Below are 12,714 nucleotides of genomic sequence, written 5' to 3'. Positions count from 1 at the left end.
CGTGCCGCCGCGACGCGCGGCCGCCGCCGCGGGCGCCGGCGGGCTCAGCCGGCCAGCAGCCGCTCGAGGGCCGCGCTGCGCAGCACCCCGGCCGGCGCGCCGCCGGGGCCGGTGACCACGTAGCGGGGGTGCTCGGAGCGGGCGACCGCGCGCAGCAGCGACTCCCCCTGCAGCTCCCCCGGCAGCACGGCGCCCTCGGGCAGCCGCTCCAGCACGGCCCCGAGGGGCGTTCCCGCGCGCCGGTCGTCGGGCACGGCGTCGGCGGCGGCCGGCACGAGCAGGCCCACGGGCCGCCCGCCCGCGTCCACGGCCACCACGTGCGGCACGGCCCCGCCCGCGCCGGGGTGCCGGGCGGCGAGGTGGGTGACGACCAGCTGGTCGGTGCGGGCCAGGGACGCGTCGTGGGGCACGCTGAGCGCGGGCTCGGCGAGGGCCGTGGCGCTGACCCCGTGCAGGCGGGAGAGGATCCGGGCGGAGCGCAGCGACGCGCCGGCGCCCTGCCACATGAAGGCGGCGATCAGGACCACGAGCACGAGCGCGGGGGCCTGCCGCCACAGGCCCGTGGCGGCCGTGCCGACCAGCAGGAGGACGGCCAGGACGCGCCCGGCCCAGGCGGCCACCACGGTGCCGCGGTGCTCCCGGCCGGTGAGCGCCCAGACCACGGACTCGACCACGCGGCCGCCGTCGAGGGGCAGCCCCGGCAGCACGTTGAACAGGCCCACGATGAGGTTGGCCCAGGTGGTGAGGTCGAGCAGGACCCAGCCGAGGGACGGGGCGGGGTCCGCGGTGCGCAGCAGCGCCCAGCCGGCCAGGCCCAGGACCAGGTTCACGGCGGGCCCGGCCAGGGAGACGGCCGCGGAGGCCAGCGGGGTGGTGCGCACGTCCCCGAAGTGGGTGTGCCCGCCGAGGAGGCTGAGCACGATCCGCCCGGTGGGCCAGCCGAAGGCGCGGCCCGTCCAGGCGTGGGCCAGTTCGTGCAGCAGCACGGACAGGGCGAGGGTGAGGGCGAAGCCGAGGGAGGCGGCGTAGTTGAGCGCGCCCAGCTCGGGGTAGGCGCGCAGCAGCACGGGGGTGTAGAGGAGCACCGTGACGGCGGCGATCACGAACCAGGACCAGGACAGGGTGACGGGCACCCCGCCGATCCGGCCCAGGGGCACCCCGGCGGCGCGTCGGCCGCTCACGCGCGGACCCCGGCGACGAGCCGCCCGAGGTCCTCGGGCGTCAGGCCGGCGAGCGTGGGCAGCACCGTGTCCGCCCCGGAGTCGTGCAGGGGGACCAGATTGGGCACGCCCACGGTGTAGATCCCCGCCGCGGTCGCGGAGCGCACCCCCGTGCGGGAGTCCTCGACGGCGACCATCCCGCGGGGGTCCAGGGGGCGGCCGACGCGCTCGGCCAGGCGGGCGGCGCCGAGCAGGTAGGGGTCCGGGGCAGGTTTGGCGGGGTGGCCGAGGTCACCGGTGACGACGACCTCGAAGGCCCCGGGGCCGCCGTAGGCGTCGACGACGACCTCGGCGAGGGGCGCCTCGCTGCTGGTGACCAGGGCCAGGGGCACGCCGCGCTCGCGCAGGGCCGCGACGAGCTCGGGCGCACCGTCCCGGTGGACGGTGCGCTGCCGGGTGCGGGCGACGACCTGCCCCAGCAGGTGCTCGACGATCTCCCGGACCGTGAGGGCCACCCCGGCGCGCTGGAAGACCGCCGCGGCGTCCTCCAGGCCGGTGCCGACCATGGCCAGGGAGTCGGCCTCGGTCCAGGTCCCGCCGTGGGCGCGGACGAGCGCGATCTCGGCCTCGAGCCAGTACGGCTCGGTGTCCACCAGGGTGCCGTCCATGTCGAAGAGCACCGCGGTGGGCAGGGGGGCGTCGGGGCGCGGGGCGGAGGGGGTCGGCATGGCCTCCATCGTAGTTCCCGCAACACGGGGCCCGGGCCCGGCGGTCCCCTTGCCGTGGATGCGCCTGCGCGTAGTGTGGGAGCGTGAGCAATTTCGACGAGACGTTCCCCCGACCCCAGGCCGGCCCGTTCGGCGTGGTCCGTGAGAGCGGCGACCAGGAGCGGGTGACCGTGCTGGTGGCCGCGTTCGAGGGGTGGAACGACGCCGGGGACGCGGCCACGGACGCCGTGCAGTTCCTGGCCGAGCACTACGGGGCGAAGGACGTCTTCGAGGTCACCTCGGACGACTTCTACGACTACCAGTTCTCCCGGCCGATCGTGCGCCGCGCGGCGACCGGCGAGGTGAAGATCGTGTGGCCGACGACGAAGCTGGCCACGGCCACGGTGCCGGGCACCAACCTGGACCTCGTCCTGCTGCACGGGTGGGAGCCGTCCTACCGGTGGCGCTCGTTCACCGCGGAGCTGCTGGAGCAGGCGACGCTGCTCGACGTCGACTTCGTCGTGATGGTGGGGGCGCTGCTGGCGGACGTGCCGCACACCCGGCCGATCCCGGTGACCAAGACCTCGGACACAGCGGAGCTGCAGGAGGAGCTGGGCGTGGACCCCTCCCAGTACGAGGGCCCCACCGGGATCGTGGGGGTCCTGTCCCACATGGCCTCCCTCGGCGGGTTCCCCACGGTGAGCCTGTGGGCGGCCGTGCCGCACTACGTCGCGCAGTCCCCGTCCCCGAAGGCGGAGCTGGCGCTGCTGCGGGAGATCGAGGAGCTGCTCAACATCACCCTGCCGCTGGACGTCATCGCCGAGGACGCCGAGGCGTGGGAGCGCGGGGTGAACGAGCTGGCCTCGGACGACCCCGAGATCGCCGCCTACGTCCAGCAGCTGGAGGAGGCGAAGGACACCACGGACCTGCCCGAGGCCACCGGGGACGCGATCGCCAAGGAGTTCGAGCGCTACCTGCGCCGGCGCCGCGACGAGAAGTGAGCGCGGCCGCACCGCCGCGGGACCGCGGCGGTGCGGGGGCTCAGAGCACCACGCCCAGGCGGGCCTCCACGAGGTCCCGGACGAGGCGCGCGTCCGCCGCGGAGGGCTGCGCGGGGCCGGTCAGCGCGCGGGCGGCCCAGTCGTCCAGCGCCTCCAGGGCCGCGGGCGTGTCCAGGTCGTCGGCCAGGGCCGTGCGCACGCCCGCCAGCAACGGGGCCGCGCTGCCCTCGGGGGCCGCGGCCAGGGCCCGGCGCCAGGTGTCCACCCGGGCCACCGCGCCGGCGAGCACGAGGTCGGTCCAGAACCAGTCCTCGGAGTAGCGGTGGGCGAGGATCGCGGTGCGGATCACCGCCGGGTCCACGCCCTGGGCCCGCAGCCGGGAGACGAGCACCAGGTTGCCGCGGGACTTCGACATCTTCTCCCCGTCGAGGCCGACCATGCCGGTGTGCAGGAAGTGCTCGGCCATCGGCCGGCCGGTCAGGGCCCAGCTGTGCCCGGCGCCCATCTCGTGGTGCGGGAAGACCAGGTCGGAGCCGCCGCCCTGGACGGTGAACGGAGCGGGCAGGTGCTGGAGGGCGATGAGGGAGCACTCGATGTGCCAGCCCGGCCGGCCCGCCCCCAGGGACGACCCGTCCCAGGCGGGCTCGCCCGGGCGGTGCACGCGCCACAGCATGGGGTCCAGCCGGTGGCGCTTGCCCGCGCGTTCCGGGTCCCCGCCGCGCTCGGCGAACAGCGTCAGCATCTGCTCCGGCTCCAGGTGGGAGACGTCGCCCAGGGCCCACCCGTCCGCGGCCTCGGGCGCGCCGGCGGCGGCGACGTCGAAGTAGACGTCGCCGTCGGGCTCTCCGCCGGCTCCGGGCACCCGGTAGGCCAGGCCGCGCGAGAGCAGGTCCTCGACGGCGGGCACGATCCGGTCGACGACCTCCGTGGCGCCCACGTAGTGCTGGGGCGGGAGGACGTTCAGGGCGCTCATGTCGGTGCGGAAGAGCTCGGTCTGCTGCGCGGCCAGCTCCCGCCAGTCCACGCCCGTGGCCTCGGCCCGCTCGAGCAGGGGGTCGTCCACGTCGGTGACGTTCTGGACGTAGTCCACCGGGGTGCCCGCGTCCAGCCACGCCCGGTGCAGCACGTCGAAGGCCACGTAGGTGGCGGCATGGCCCATGTGCGTGGCGTCGTACGGGGTGATCCCGCAGACGTACAGGCTCGCCCGCTCCTGCCGGGGCAGCTCCGCCCGCCGCCGCAGCCGGGTGTCCTGCACCACCGGCAGGGGGGCCTCGCCGGGGAGGTCGGGGACGGGTCGGGCGGACCAGGCTTTCATGCTCACCTCGGAGGGATCGGGTACGGGGCGGGGGCGGTCGCCGCGGCGCGGGACCTCTCTCAACCTACCGGACCCGCAGGGGCCGTCCCGCCCGCGCTCAGGCGCTGAGCACGCCCAGGCCCAGCAGGACGAAGATCGCCAGGCCCAGCGCGATCCGGTACCACACGAAGACGGTGTAGCTGCGGTTGGAGATGTAGTGCATGAACCAGCCGATGATCACGTAGGCGACGGCGAACGCGATGCCCGTGGCCAGCAGGATCTCGGCCATGCCGTAAGGCCCGGACTGCGGCTCCCCCAGCGTCCGCGCCAGCTTGTACAGCCCCGAGGCGAAGACCGCCGGGATGGCCAGCAGGAAGGCGTAGCGGGCGGCGGCCTCGCGGGTGTAGCCCATCAGCAGGCCGGCGGTGATCGTGCCGCCGGAGCGGGAGACGCCGGGGATCAGGGCGAGGGCCTGGGCGAACCCGAAGAGCACGCCGTGCTTCACGGTGAGGTCGTCGAGGTGGCGGGCCTGGCGGCCCACCAGGTCCGCCACGGCCAGGATCACGCCGAAGACCACCAGCATCGTGGCGGTGATCCACAGGGAGCGGAACTCCGTGTCGATGTAGTCCTCCAGCAGCAGCCCGAGCACGCCGATCGGCAGGGAGCCCAGGATGATCAGCCAGCCCATCCGGGCGTCCGGGTCGGAGCGCTCCACCCGGCCCACCAGCGACAGGGTCCACTGCTTGAGGATCCGGACGATGTCGCGCCAGAAGTAGATGATCACGGCGGTCTCGGTACCCAGCTGCGTGATCGCCGTGAACGCCGCTCCCGGGTCCGCGCTGTTGGGCAGGAACTCCCCCACGATCCGCAGGTGCGCCGAGGAGGAGACCGGCAGGAACTCCGTCAGGCCCTGCACCAGGCCCAGAATGATGCTTTCGATCCAATTCACCCGGCCACCCTACGGCACCGGTGGCGCCGGAGGCGGCGGGACAGGCCCGGACGAGCGAGAGGCACGGCCCCTCGAGCGGGGCCGTGCCTCGGCGCGGCGTGGAGCGGCGGGCGTCAGCGGGAGGAGCGCGCCCCGTCCGTGTCGTCGAGGTCCTCGTAGTCCTCCTCGTCGACGAGGTCCTCGTCGAGCATCTCGTTGTCCTCGAGCAGCTCCTCGTCGTCGTCCTCGTCGTCGTCCTCGTCCGAGTCGTCGTCGGAGTCGTCCTCCTCCTCGGCGAAGACGGTCAGCGGGGTGACCTCGTCGTAGGCGTCGTAGAGCGCCTCCTCGTAGGCGTCGAAGGCGTCGGCGATCGCGATGTAGGCCCCGTCGACCGCGGGGTCGTCGTCACCGCGGCGGTTGGAGGCGGCGGCGAGGTGTTCTTCGAAGGCACTCACGAGGGACTGCAGCGCGGCACGAGGATCATGACTCATGGAGTAGACGTTAGCGCTTATCCGTGCAGAATGGGGACCGATGAGAGAACAAGTCCGCACCAGCTCGGCGACCCTGCTGCACGACGCCGACCAGCGCTACGAGTACCTCCTGCTCACCGTCGCCCCGCACGAACGGCTCAGTGAGGCCCGGGCCCGGCTGCGCGAGCACGCCGAGTACGGCAAGTGGGAGCTGACCCGCAGCGTGCTCCTCTACGGCGGCACCCGCAGGTACTGGCTGCGCCGCCGCGTGATGCGCGTCGAACGCACCATCTGAGCCCCGTCCTGGACGGGCGGTCGCGGCTCAGGCCTCCAGCGGGCCCAGCAGCGCCTTGGCCACGGCCGCGTGCACCGACTCGCTGTCCGAGGGGTGGTAGATCCCGGCGAGCACGTCGCGGTAGAGCCGCTCCAGCTCCCCGCCCCGGGAGTACTGGGCGCCTCCGGAGGTGCGCATCGCGATGTCGACCACCTGCCGGGCCGTCTCCGTGGCCCGGTGCTTGACCCCGGAGAACAGCAGGAACCAGCGGGGCCCGTGGTCCGGGGCGCCGGCCGAGCCCAGGGCGTCGACGTCGGCGGTCAGCCGGTCCAGCTGCAGCTCCACCCCGTCGCGCAGCAGCGCGGCCTCGGCGATCTGCCACCGGATGTCCGGGTCCTGGGCGTAGGACGCCCCCTTGGCCCGCGACCGGCGGGCCCCGGCGAGTTCCGCGGCCAGCTGCACCGCCCGGTCGGCGATCCCGGTGTAGACCGCCGCCAGGAGCAGCTCGAAGCAGCCGAAGACGCCCCACACCACCGGGTCCGGGTTGGGGCCCGCCGGGGTGCGGGTGAGCACCTGGTCGGCCGGCAGCCGCACCGAACGCAGGACCGTGCTGCGCGACTGCGAGGCGCGCATCCCCAGGGTGTCCCAGTCGTCGAGGATCTCGATGCCCTCCTCGTCGCGGGCGACGAAGCCGAAGACCAGCGGGGCCCGCGGGTCCGCGTCGTCCCGGGCGTGGACGATCAGCCGGGTCCAGACCGGGGAGAGCGAGGTGAAGATCTTGGTGCCGGTGACCCGGTACCCGTCCGCGGTGGCCTCCGCGGTGGTCGCCGCGTCGAAGAGCACGGCGTTGTTGCCCGCCTCGGAGATGCCGAAGGCGAAGATCTCCCCGGCCGCGGCCTGCTCGAAGATGCCCCGGGCGCGCTCGTCCCCGCGCAGCCGCAGCGTGTGCCCCACGCCCACGAGCACGTGGTGCATGTTGAAGCCCAGCGCCGTGGCCGGTGCCGCCGCCGCCAGCCGGCGCTGCGCCGCGGCGGCCTGGCGCAGCGTGAAGCCCAGGCCCCCGAACTCCCGCGGGACGAGCATCAGCGGGTAGCCGATGCGCACCAGGTCCGCGAAGTCCTCGTCGAAGAACCGGTTCTGCCGGTCGTAGCCGCCGGCCCGCGCACGGAACGTCTCCAGCAGCTCGTCGGGCAGCAGGGTCTCCGGCGTCAGGGTCTCGCGCACCCGGGTCTCGGCCGGTGCGGCGTCCGCGCGGTCCATCTCGCTCCTTCGTCGGGCCCCGGCGCGAGGCCGGGCGGCCGGGGTGGTCAGTAGCTGCTGAGCAGCCGGTGCAGGACGCGGGAGCCGAACTCCAGGGAGTCCACCGGCACGCGCTCGTCCACGCCGTGGAACATGGCGGGGAAGTCGAGTTCGTCCGGAAGCCGCAGCGGCACGAACCCGTAGCCGGTGATCCCCAGCGGGTCCAGGGACTTGTTGTCCGTCCCGCCGGAGAGCATGTACGGCAGCACCACCGCCTCCGGATCCTCGACGTGCAGGGCGGAGACCATGGCGTCGACCACGTTGCCGGAGAAGGGCACCTCCAGGGCGATGTCGTCGGACTCGAACTCGAAGCCCACGCCGTCCCCGGCGAGCTCCGCGAGCTTCTCCAGCACCATCTCGCGCTGGCCCGGCAGGTAGCGCACGTCCAGTCCGGCCTGCGCCGAGCCCGGGACGACGTTGACCTTGTACCCGGCCTCCAGCATGGTCGGATTGGCCGTGGTCTGCAGGGTCGCGCCGACGAAGCGGGCCACGGAGCCCAGCTCGGCGAGCAGCCGCTGCGGGTTCTGCGGGTCGAACTCCACCCCGGTCAGCTCCGTGACGGAGTCGAGGAACGCCCGGGTGGTCTTGGTGAGCTCCACCGGCCACCGGTACTGCCCGATGTTGGCCAGGGCGCTGGAGAGGCGGGTGACGGGGTTGTCGTCGTTGATCTGGGAGCCGTGCCCGGCCGTGCCCTGGGCGTTGAGCCGCAGCCACATCAGGCCCTTCTCGGCCGTCTGCAACAGGTAGGCGCGCCGGCCGCCGATGGTGGCCGAGTAGCCGCCGACCTCGCTGATCGCGTCCGTGACCCCGTCGAAGAGCCCGCGGTGGTGCTCGGCGATCCAGTGCGAGCCGTAGACCATGCCCGCCTCCTCGTCGGCGAAGAACCCGAACACGATGTCACGTCGCGGCCGGGTCCCGGTGCGCACCATGTGGCGCAGCACCGAGATCATCATGGCGTCCATGTCCTTCATGTCCACGGCTCCGCGGCCCCAGATCATCCCGTCCCGGACCTCGGCCGCGAACGGGTCCACGGACCAGTCGGCGGCGATCGCCGGGACCACGTCCAGGTGCCCGTGCACCAGCAGGGCGTCGGCGGACGGATCCGTGCCCTCCAGCCGGGCGAAGACGTTGGCGCGCCCGGGGGCGGACTCCAGCAGCGTCGTGGTCAGGCCCACCTCCTCGATCAGGCCCGCGACGTACTCCGCGGCCCGCCGCTCGCCCTTGGCGTCCCCGCTGCCGTAGTTGGAGGTGTCGATCCGGATGAGGTTGCGGCAGATCTCGACGGTCTCCCCCTCCGGCGACAACGCCGCCGGGGCGGCGGGAACGGTCTGCGGATCGGTCATGGCGGTCCTTCCTGTGGGCGCGTGCGCGCGGGGTGCGGTCAGCGGATCGCGGTCAGCGGGTGGCGGTGTCGCGGCCGGGGTAGCGCAGCAGCACGAGGCGCCCCGACTCCTCGACCACGACGACCTCCTCGGTCCGGTCCGGGGCGTCCTCGGGTGCGACCCGGAGCCGGTGGCCCTCCTCGGTGGCGGAGGCCTCGCCCTGGACCTCGAGGGTGCGGTAGCGGTCGGTGTCCTGGTGCCGGCGCTCCAGGTAGGCGGGGCAGTACTGCGAGTTGCCGTCCATGGACCGGTGCACGAGGTCGTGGGAGAGCAGCTCGCAGGCGCCCGCCCAGTCCCGCTCGGCCATGGCGTCCACGAAGGCCCGGGTGGTGCCCTCGGGCGTGTCGAGGTCGGGGCCGCACCCGGTCAGGGCCACGGCGGCGACGACGACGGGGGCCAGCCGGAGCGGGTGCCGGGCGCCGGCGGGGCGGGTGGCGTGGTCGGTCATCGAGCTCCTTCCCGGATCTGCCCTGCCAGCCTATCGTTCCGCAGCCAGCATGAAGCCTGCACGGAACCAGCAGAGCGCCCCGGGAGTCAAGTCGGGCACCATATCCAGTCCGGGCCGTGGTGGGCGGCATTTCCCTCGTCGAGCACGCGTGTCCTCGGCCACGAAAGCAACAATTTCGTATCTTTTCTGTTTCCCATGGGAATTTCCTAGCATTTTCCTGGGCGCCTTCCCCAGCCCAATCTGTCTCGCGGTCCGGCCGGACCGCGATAGCCCCCCGCCGTACGGAACCCCCACTTTTCCGCACGTGCAGACAGACCAGGAAGCAGAAGCACCCATGGCGAAACACCGCTGCGCCCCCGCGCGCCGTCACGGCCGCATGGCCGCCCTGGCCCTCTCGGCCGGGATCGGCGTCACCACCCTCGCCGGCACCTCGCTCCTCGCCGCTCCGGCGGCGCAGGCGGCCGCGCAGGATATCGTTCAGGTCGACGCGCTCACCCGTCAGAACGACGCCCAGACGATTCTCGACGAGATCAATCGCTACCGGGGGTCCCTCGGGCTGAAACCGCTGAAGTATTCGGCCACGCTTTCCCAGGTGGTGCAGAAGGAGTCCGACCGGCAGGTGGTCGAGGAGAAGTTCTCGCACAGCACCAGCTTCCTCACCGATCCCCGGGTCGGACCGTACACCAGCGCGAACGAGGTGATCGCGCTCGAGTACCACCGTGACGTGCGGGCGCTGGTGGCGTGGTGGAAGTCGTCGGCGGCCCACGACAAGGCGCTCAAGGATCCCCGTCATGAGGTGATCGGCATCGGCCTCAGCTACGCGGACGGCAGGCTGGAGAACACCGGCCAGCCCTGGCAGGTGCTGTCCACGGTCAATCTCTACGGCTACGCCAACGGGGGCGCTCCGGCGGACGCCTCCTCCCGGGTGGGCGGCATCCCGGCTTACAGCAACGAGACCTCCCAGCTACCCGTGCCGGTCCAGAGCCCGTCCGGCTACGGCGTGGCCGGTGCCATCGGCGCGATGTACCACGCTCTGGGCGGGGCGTCCGTGCTCGGTGCGCCGGTCACTCCCGAGATCGGCGGTCTGCGCGCCGGCGGTGTCTATCAGGAATTCGTCCTCAACGGCCGCACGAGCACCCTGTACTGGAGCCCGGCCACCGGCGCCCGGCTGCTCGAGAACGCCACGGCCATCGGCCAGAAGTTCGCGGCCGCCGGGCGGGAGAACGGCTACGGCTATCCCACCACGGAGGAGCGCCGGCTTGTCGACGGCTCCGCCTACCAGGTGTACTCCCGGGACGGCGCGCTGACCAAGGTGCTGTGGACCCGCGCCTACGGGGCGCGGGCGATCAAGGAGACGGGCGCGATCGGCCGGGCTTGGAGGGCGGCGGGGTATGAGCGCGGCTACGGCTACCCCGTCACCGACGAGATCCGTTCCGGCAGCACCGTGTACCAGCGCTTCTCCAACGGGTACAAGGTTGTCTGGTCCTCGGTGACCAGTCAGGTCACCGTCACCGGGTGGTGAGCGCGTGCCCGGGGCGCGCGGCCCCGGGCACGGGCTCGCGCGGCGGGCTCAGTGCTCGAGCACGATCTTGCCGAAGTGGCGGGCCGCCTCCATCGTCCGGAAGGCCTCCGCCGCGTCGGCCAGGCCGTGCCGGCGGTCGATCACCGGCCGGATCCCGGTGCTCTCCAGCGCGCGCACGAAGTCGGCCTGGTCGCGGCGGCTGCCGACGATCAGGCCCTGCAGGCGCGCCTGCTTGGCCATCAGCAGCGCCGTGGGCACCTCGCCCCCGCGCCCGGTGAGCACACCGACCAGGGAGATGTGCCCGCCGATGCGCACGGCGCGCAGGGACTGGGACAGGGTGCCCGGTCCGCCGACCTCCACGACGTGGTCGGCGCCGCGCCCGCCGGTGAGCTCCTGGACGGTGCGGCCCCACTGCGGGTCCTCCCGGTAGTTGAGGACGTGGTCCGCCCCGAGCTTGCGGACGCGCTCGAGCTTCTCCGCGGAGGACGAGGTCGCCACCACGGTGGCGCCCATGGCCTTGGCCAGCTGCACCGCGTAGACGGAGACGCCCCCGGTGCCCAGGGCCAGCACGACCTCGCCGGCGCGCAGCCCGCCGTCCACCACGAGCGCCCGCCACGCGGTCACCCCGGCGGTGGGGATCGTCGCCGCCTCCGCCGCCGACCAGCCGGCCGGGGCGCGCGTGAACCACGTGGCCGGGCGCACCACGACCTCCCGGCCGTAGCCGTCGAGCCCGTCGCCGGGCACGCGGGAGAAGTCGGCGTCCACCGGCGGCCCGTCCTGCCACAGCGGGAAGAAGCAGGAGACGACGGTGTCCCCGGCCGCGAACTCCTCGACGCCCTCCCCCACGGACTCCACGACGCCCGCGCCGTCGGCCATGGGGATCCGGCCGTCCGCCGTGCGCGAGCCGCCCGAGACGACGAGATAGTCGTGGTAGTTCAGGGAGCTGGCCTGCACCCGCACCCGGATCTCGCCCGGGCCGGGGGCGCCGGGCTCCGCGGCGTCCACGAGGCGGAGCCGGTCGAGGCCTCCGGGTGCGTCGATGCTGAGCTGCTTCACAGGTTCTCCTCCAAGGTCGTCGGCAAGGGTTGTCGGAACGGGGTCCGTGCGGACGCACCCACTTTATCAGCACACTTCACATCTCCGAGCGGGCGGATTAGGGTGGCCTCACCGGGGTGCGGCGGAGCGGACCAGCGCTCCGCCGTCGCCGGGCCACTGCAATCCACGACGGAGGCACACATGTTCACGCACAGCCAGACGCTCCAGTACAAGTCCACCCCGGAGGCCCCGGACGCGGTCTACGCGCGCAAGCTGCAGGAGGTGATCGGCGGCCAGTACGGCGAGATCACCGTGGCGATGCAGTACAGCTTCCAGGCGTGGAACGCGCACATCCCGGGCAAGTACCGGGACCTGCTCTTCGGCACGGCCGCCGAGGAGTTCGGCCACATCGAGATGCTCGCCACCATGGTCGCCCAGCTGCTGGAGAAGGCACCCCTGGGCATCACCGAGGACGCCGTGCAGTCCGACCCGGCGGTCGCGGCGGTGATCGGCGGCACCGACCTGCAGCACGCCATTGTCGCCGGGGCCGGGGCGCGGCCGGTGGACTCCATGGGCAACCCCTGGTCCGGGTCCTACGTCACCGCCTCCGGGAACCTGCTGGCGGACATGTCCTCCAACGTCAACGCCGAGATGCAGGGCCGGCTGCAGGTCGCCCGGCTCTACCACATGACCGACGACAAGGGCATCCGGGACATGCTCTCCTTCCTGCTGGCCCGCGACACCATGCACCAGAACCAGTGGATGGCCGCGGTCAAGGAGCTGCAGGCCGACGGGCTGGAGCAGATGCCGGTGCCCTCGAACTTCCCGCAGGCCAAGGAGGCCACCGAGTTCTCCTACGACTACTACAACTTCTCCGACGGGGCGACCGCCGCGGAGGGCTCCTGGGCGTCCGGGCCGACCCCGGACGGCAACGGCGAGTTCGGGTACAAGGACGAGCCCATGGCCGGGGTGCCGATGCCGCCTCCCACCCACCCCGACGCCCGGTTCTACGGCACCACCGAGGTGTCCAACCGGGTGGAGAAGGCCGCCGGCGCCCTGCAGGACAAGCTCAACAGGGAGTAGGGCCCGGCGCCGCCTCCCACGGACATCCCGGGGAGCATCGGGGCGGACACGGCGTCGAGGGAGTCCAGGGCCACGGTCGTGTCCGCGGTGGCGGCCGCCGCGACGATCTGC

14 protein-coding genes are annotated in these 12,714 nt (G+C 73.2%); 4 read left to right on the top strand and 10 right to left on the bottom strand.

Features of this window, described 5'->3' with window-relative positions:
* Positions 1-44: 44 nt before the first annotated feature.
* Both ABL57_RS01985 and ABL57_RS01980 read right to left on the bottom strand, forming a co-directional pair.
* Positions 45-1,181 carry a site-2 protease family protein gene (locus tag ABL57_RS01985; protein WP_047801768.1) on the bottom strand — a complete coding sequence of 379 codons (1,137 nt, stop codon included), beginning with the start codon at positions 1,179-1,181 and terminating at the stop codon, positions 45-47.
* Positions 1,178-1,888, bottom strand: a complete 711-nt coding sequence (locus ABL57_RS01980) for an HAD family phosphatase (protein ID WP_047801783.1) — start codon at positions 1,886-1,888, stop codon at positions 1,178-1,180. The genes ABL57_RS01985 and ABL57_RS01980 overlap by 4 nt, the downstream gene beginning before the upstream one ends.
* Before the next feature lie 83 nt (positions 1,889-1,971).
* Here ABL57_RS01980 and ABL57_RS01975 point away from each other — a divergent pair, with 83 nt between their 5' ends.
* Positions 1,972-2,868, top strand: coding sequence for a PAC2 family protein (locus ABL57_RS01975; RefSeq protein WP_053004689.1), 897 nt, complete (start codon positions 1,972-1,974; stop codon positions 2,866-2,868).
* 40 nt (positions 2,869-2,908) lie between these two features.
* On the opposite strand, the gene mshC is transcribed toward ABL57_RS01975, so the two are convergent.
* From mshC to ABL57_RS22145, 3 genes are all read right to left on the bottom strand, one after another.
* Complete coding sequence (mshC, locus tag ABL57_RS01970) at positions 2,909-4,183, bottom strand: cysteine--1-D-myo-inosityl 2-amino-2-deoxy-alpha-D-glucopyranoside ligase (protein ID WP_047801767.1); 1,275 nt, start codon at positions 4,181-4,183, stop codon at positions 2,909-2,911.
* A 97-nt stretch (positions 4,184-4,280) separates the two neighbouring features.
* On the bottom strand, positions 4,281-5,111 hold the full coding sequence (locus ABL57_RS01965) for an undecaprenyl-diphosphate phosphatase (protein ID WP_047801766.1): 831 nt from the start codon (positions 5,109-5,111) through the stop codon (positions 4,281-4,283).
* A 113-nt stretch (positions 5,112-5,224) separates the two neighbouring features.
* Positions 5,225-5,581 carry a hypothetical protein gene (locus ABL57_RS22145; RefSeq protein ID WP_047801765.1) on the bottom strand — a complete coding sequence of 119 codons (357 nt, stop codon included), beginning with the start codon at positions 5,579-5,581 and terminating at the stop codon, positions 5,225-5,227.
* A 40-nt stretch (positions 5,582-5,621) separates the two neighbouring features.
* Between ABL57_RS22145 and ABL57_RS01955 the strand changes: the two genes are divergently transcribed.
* Complete coding sequence (locus ABL57_RS01955) at positions 5,622-5,855, top strand: DUF5703 family protein (protein ID WP_047801764.1); 234 nt, start codon at positions 5,622-5,624, stop codon at positions 5,853-5,855.
* A 27-nt stretch (positions 5,856-5,882) separates the two neighbouring features.
* On the opposite strand, the gene ABL57_RS01950 is transcribed toward ABL57_RS01955, so the two are convergent.
* Genes ABL57_RS01950 through ABL57_RS01940 form a run of 3 tightly spaced genes read right to left on the bottom strand, consistent with a single transcriptional unit; the run spans position 5,883 to position 8,963 of the window.
* Positions 5,883-7,094, bottom strand: a complete 1,212-nt coding sequence (locus tag ABL57_RS01950) for an acyl-CoA dehydrogenase family protein (RefSeq protein ID WP_047801763.1) — start codon at positions 7,092-7,094, stop codon at positions 5,883-5,885.
* Positions 7,095-7,141: 47 nt separating this feature from the next.
* Entirely contained in the window at positions 7,142-8,476 is a 1,335-nt protein-coding gene (locus ABL57_RS01945; RefSeq protein WP_047801762.1) for a M20/M25/M40 family metallo-hydrolase, read from the bottom strand.
* A gap of 52 nt (positions 8,477-8,528) precedes the next feature.
* Positions 8,529-8,963, bottom strand: a complete 435-nt coding sequence (locus tag ABL57_RS01940; RefSeq protein WP_047801761.1) for a hypothetical protein — start codon at positions 8,961-8,963, stop codon at positions 8,529-8,531.
* A gap of 334 nt (positions 8,964-9,297) precedes the next feature.
* On the opposite strand from ABL57_RS01940, the gene ABL57_RS01935 reads away from it, so the two are divergent.
* Entirely contained in the window at positions 9,298-10,485 is a 1,188-nt protein-coding gene (locus tag ABL57_RS01935) for a CAP domain-containing protein (RefSeq protein WP_047801760.1), read from the top strand.
* Positions 10,486-10,533: 48 nt separating this feature from the next.
* On the opposite strand, the gene ABL57_RS01930 is transcribed toward ABL57_RS01935, so the two are convergent.
* Positions 10,534-11,541: an NAD(P)-dependent alcohol dehydrogenase gene (locus ABL57_RS01930; protein ID WP_047801759.1), complete on the bottom strand. Its 1,008-nt coding sequence runs from the start codon at positions 11,539-11,541 to the stop codon at positions 10,534-10,536.
* Between the two features lie 180 nt (positions 11,542-11,721).
* On the opposite strand from ABL57_RS01930, the gene ABL57_RS01925 reads away from it, so the two are divergent.
* Positions 11,722-12,603 (top strand): manganese catalase family protein, encoded by an 882-nt coding sequence (locus tag ABL57_RS01925; protein ID WP_047801758.1) that lies wholly within the window; start codon positions 11,722-11,724, stop codon positions 12,601-12,603.
* On the opposite strand, the gene ABL57_RS22600 is transcribed toward ABL57_RS01925, so the two are convergent.
* On the bottom strand, positions 12,528-12,714 hold a 187-nt coding region (locus ABL57_RS22600), incomplete at its 5' end, for a hypothetical protein (RefSeq protein ID WP_203225539.1). The two genes, ABL57_RS01925 and ABL57_RS22600, sit on opposite strands and share 76 nt — an antisense overlap.

It is taken from the genome of Kocuria sp. SM24M-10, from assembly GCF_001027955.1.
In the GTDB taxonomy this organism is placed as follows: domain Bacteria; phylum Actinomycetota; class Actinomycetes; order Actinomycetales; family Micrococcaceae; genus Kocuria; species Kocuria oceani.
This window is presented reverse-complemented; position numbering and strand designations above follow the sequence as displayed.

Excerpts from the sequence above, each read along its gene's own strand:
- ABL57_RS22145 (WP_047801765.1), bottom strand. The coding sequence starts at position 5,581 with ATGAGTCATGATCCTCGTGCCGCGCTGCAGTCCCTCGTGAGTGCCTTC.
- ABL57_RS01955 (WP_047801764.1), top strand. The coding sequence starts at position 5,622 with ATGAGAGAACAAGTCCGCACCAGCTCGGCGACCCTGCTGCACGACGCC.
- ABL57_RS01945 (WP_047801762.1), bottom strand. The coding sequence starts at position 8,476 with ATGACCGATCCGCAGACCGTTCCCGCCGCCCCGGCGGCGTTGTCGCCG.
- ABL57_RS01940 (WP_047801761.1), bottom strand. The coding sequence starts at position 8,963 with ATGACCGACCACGCCACCCGCCCCGCCGGCGCCCGGCACCCGCTCCGG.
- ABL57_RS01950 (WP_047801763.1), bottom strand. The coding sequence starts at position 7,094 with ATGGACCGCGCGGACGCCGCACCGGCCGAGACCCGGGTGCGCGAGACC.
- mshC (WP_047801767.1), bottom strand. The coding sequence starts at position 4,183 with ATGAAAGCCTGGTCCGCCCGACCCGTCCCCGACCTCCCCGGCGAGGCC.
- ABL57_RS01980 (WP_047801783.1), bottom strand. The coding sequence starts at position 1,888 with ATGCCGACCCCCTCCGCCCCGCGCCCCGACGCCCCCCTGCCCACCGCG.
- ABL57_RS01935 (WP_047801760.1), top strand. The coding sequence starts at position 9,298 with ATGGCGAAACACCGCTGCGCCCCCGCGCGCCGTCACGGCCGCATGGCC.
- ABL57_RS01925 (WP_047801758.1), top strand. The coding sequence starts at position 11,722 with ATGTTCACGCACAGCCAGACGCTCCAGTACAAGTCCACCCCGGAGGCC.